Consider the following 3,067-nt stretch of genomic DNA (forward strand, 5'->3'; position numbering starts at 1 on the left):
TGGAAAAACCCGCCTGGCTGAGACGTTGCTGATGTGCTGTCTGAGTCTCGGGGATTAATACATTTTCCAGGGCGCTGCGTTTCTGGCTGATTTCCAGATCACTGTAGCCATTAGCGCGTTTGAAATCATGATGTGCTTCAGTAAAAAAAATCTGTTGCGCATCACTGTCAAAAGCCAGTTTTTCCGACAGGATAAATACACCACCGGGTTTCAAGCCCTGATAGATTTTATCAATCAACTCATCGCGTAAATCTGGTGCAATAAACTGCAGCGTAAAATTCATCACCACTACTGAGGCATTTTCAATAAGCGTCTGGTTAATATCTTCACAGCGCAGCTCAACCGGTACTCGATTATTATCAGCCCCAATGATTTTCTCTGCTCGTTCAATCATTGCGGCCGAATTATCAACCGCAATTATCTGACAGCCTTCAGCTTTTATACGCTGGCGCATTGATAAAGTAACCGCTCCTAATGAACTGCCCAGGTCATAGCATCTGCTGTTTGCCTGAGCATATCGAGCGGCCAGAATGCCAATATTGGAAATCAGGGTGCCATAGCCTGGTACCGAACGCTGGATCATATCGGGAAATACATCCACCACGCGCTCATCAAAGCGAAAGTCCACCATCTGTTCCAGCGGTGAAGCAAAAATGTTATCGGCTTTTTTGATCATCCCTGTTGCGCCTTCTTTTTGGCCACATCGTTGCGCAGGTAAACGGGTAAAGCTTTTTCCGCACTGACATATTCGCCCCGTGCGTATAATTGCTCGGCAAGTTTCAAAATAATCGCTGCTTGCGGATAAATATCAGGTTGCTGACCAATTAACTGTCCGGAAAAATTGCTTTGCAATGTATCTGCATAAACTTGCCAGCCAGTGCCAGCACCAAACCACATCTCAGTATTAGCTGGCAGGAATTGTTCTGCCGGACAGACTTTTTCTTCACCCAGCAGCACAACGCTCCCACCTTGTACCTGAAAACTGGCTGCATAGATTTCATCCATCCGCGCATCCATCGCCACCGCTATATTGTGTTGTTGGGTCTGCTCATAAGCAGCAGCCTGGGCGACTGCTGCTAAAGTCGAGACTGGAATAACCGGAAGCTCACGAGCAAACGCAATTCCTTGAGCAACCCCCACCCCGATTCTAACCCCGGTAAACGAGCCGGGGCCGTGCCCGAATGCCAATGCGTCAATATCAGCGATTGACGCATCTGCTTGCTTGAAAAGCTGATCAAGCATCCCCAGTATTAGGGTTGAGTGACCCCGCTGAGTCATTTGCTGCTGCTGATACAACACGCCGTTAATGGTTATTGCGGCAGAACAACTTTCGGTACTGGTATCAAGGGCAAGCAAATTCATTGGCTGGTCATCATCATGTCATTTGAACGTCATAGACGCGCATTATAATTCAACCGTCGACTACAAAGGAGGTTCGCTATGGGTTATATCGCTGATTCCATCTATATTTTTCGTGAACTGATGAAACTGTTGTTTGTGGTGGTAACATCACCTTTCGCAGTAGTGGGTAGTTTGCTGATGCTGGGTAGTGTTACCTGGCAGTCATAAATAGCGAGGAAACCAATGAGCGTCATACATCTGCAAGCACTGGATAACATTCGCGAAAAAGACTGGAATAGCGCTCACCAGCTTATTCAGCAATACAATGATCCGATGGCATGCTTGATTCATGGTTACTTGCATCGAATTGAAGGCGATATGTCTAATGCTGCTTACTGGTACAACCGAGGTCACGAAGTTGTACCAGCAAACAGTTTAGATGACGAACTGGAGCGTTTGTACGCGCTAGCCAGTCAAGAGTAATTTATTCAGTTACTGTCTGATGCCTTCAATAGACAAGGTCAGAAAGACTTCCTGCGAGCTTGGTCCCAGCTTGCTGACATCAATGCCATAATCTTCAATGATAAAGCTGGTTTCACCATGGAACCCCACACGGTAACCACCCCATGGATCTTCACCTTCACCAATTTTTTCCACCGGAATAGTCATCGGTTTGGTCACGCCATGCAAGGTGAAATCACCTTTCATTAATAAAGTGCCATCTGCCTGCTGCTCAAAGCTGGTTGAAGTAAAGCGTGCTTCGGGATGCTGGGCCGTGTTCAGAAATTGTTCACGCAAGTGCTTATCACGTTCAGCAAAGTTGGTATCCACACTGGCAACATCAATCTTCACATCAATTTTTGATGCTTCCGGGTTTTCTGCGTCATAGTTGAATGTCCCTTCAAAGTCATTAAAACGCCCGCTCATCCAGCTGAAGCCTAGATGCTGAATGCGGAAATCAATAAACGCATGAGCTTTTTCCGTATCAATCACATAATCAGCCGCCTGCGCGGGTAATATAAAAGCCGTACTCATCGCCAAAGCAAAGATGGTTTTTTTCATGGTAACTCCTGTTGGTTTAAAGATTAAGCATGCGACGCAAAGTGGCGTCCTTATTGATGAAATGATGTTTTAATGCGGCCAGCGCATGGAGAGAAGCCAACCCGATAATGAAATAGGCAGACCATAAATGCAGCTTGCTCACCAGCTCACTGGTCGGGACACTCAATTGCGTGATGGAAGGGATATTGAACCAGTCGAAAATTCCCAGAGGCTGACCTTTCGCGGTGACAATCAGATATCCCGTGACAGTCAATACAACAATGGCAATATTCATCAATTGATGAGCTACTTTAGCCATCCATTGTTGCCAGACAGGTATTGATTCAATCGAGGCGGGTTTACCTGCAACCGGACGCCAGATCCAACGCAGAATGACTAATATAAAGACGATAAATCCAAGGCCTTTATGCCACCAGGGTGCCTGATAGTACCAGTCATCATAATAACCAAGATCAACCATCCATAATCCGAGGATGAATAAACCAATCGTCAGCAATGCGACTGACCAGTGGAGCAAGATACTGATCAGACCATAACGTTCAGGAGTATTGGTTAAACGCATTTATTCCTCTCCATAGGAAACTATCAGAATGCATATCTGACCCAGCTTTTGATGGCTGGGTTCCATCTAGGGCTTGTTGATCTTTCATATCCACCACTGCTG

General features: G+C 46.1%; 6 protein-coding genes. 2 read left to right on the top strand and 4 right to left on the bottom strand.

All coding sequences use genetic code 11. The annotated features are described in order from the left end of the window. Together cmoA and tsaB are read right to left on the bottom strand one after the other, a co-directional pair. Positions 1 to 676 (bottom strand): carboxy-S-adenosyl-L-methionine synthase CmoA (gene cmoA, locus B3O33_RS13560; protein ID WP_292363822.1); only part of this gene is annotated, 676 nt, incomplete at its 3' end. Next, the gene (tsaB, locus tag B3O33_RS13565) at positions 673 to 1,362 is read right to left on the bottom strand and encodes a tRNA (adenosine(37)-N6)-threonylcarbamoyltransferase complex dimerization subunit type 1 TsaB (protein ID WP_292359840.1); all 690 of its coding nucleotides are present in this window, start codon (positions 1,360 to 1,362) and stop codon (positions 673 to 675) included. The genes cmoA and tsaB, both read right to left, overlap by 4 nt. 78 nt (positions 1,363 to 1,440) lie before the next feature. Between tsaB and B3O33_RS13570 the strand changes: the two genes are divergently transcribed. Together B3O33_RS13570 and B3O33_RS13575 are read left to right on the top strand one after the other, a co-directional pair. Continuing rightward, positions 1,441 to 1,569: a hypothetical protein gene (locus B3O33_RS13570; protein ID WP_292359841.1), complete on the top strand. Its 129-nt coding sequence runs from the start codon at positions 1,441 to 1,443 to the stop codon at positions 1,567 to 1,569. A gap of 15 nt (positions 1,570 to 1,584) precedes the next feature. Continuing rightward, a complete protein-coding gene (locus B3O33_RS13575) occupies positions 1,585 to 1,824 on the top strand; it encodes a hypothetical protein (protein WP_292359843.1) in 240 nt (79 codons plus the stop codon). 9 nt (positions 1,825 to 1,833) lie between these two features. Here the strand turns inward: B3O33_RS13575 and B3O33_RS13580 are convergent, their stop codons facing one another. Together B3O33_RS13580 and B3O33_RS13585 are read right to left on the bottom strand one after the other, a co-directional pair. Beyond that, the gene (locus B3O33_RS13580; protein WP_292359844.1) at positions 1,834 to 2,403 is read right to left on the bottom strand and encodes a YceI family protein; all 570 of its coding nucleotides are present in this window, start codon (positions 2,401 to 2,403) and stop codon (positions 1,834 to 1,836) included. Positions 2,404 to 2,419: 16 nt separating this feature from the next. Continuing rightward, positions 2,420 to 2,965: a cytochrome b gene (locus B3O33_RS13585; RefSeq protein WP_292359845.1), complete on the bottom strand. Its 546-nt coding sequence runs from the start codon at positions 2,963 to 2,965 to the stop codon at positions 2,420 to 2,422. Between the last annotated feature and the right edge of the window lie 102 nt (positions 2,966 to 3,067).

The sequence above is a fragment of the Methylophaga sp. UBA1464 genome (assembly GCF_002325665.1).
Taxonomy (GTDB): Bacteria; Pseudomonadota; Gammaproteobacteria; order Nitrosococcales; family Methylophagaceae; genus Methylophaga.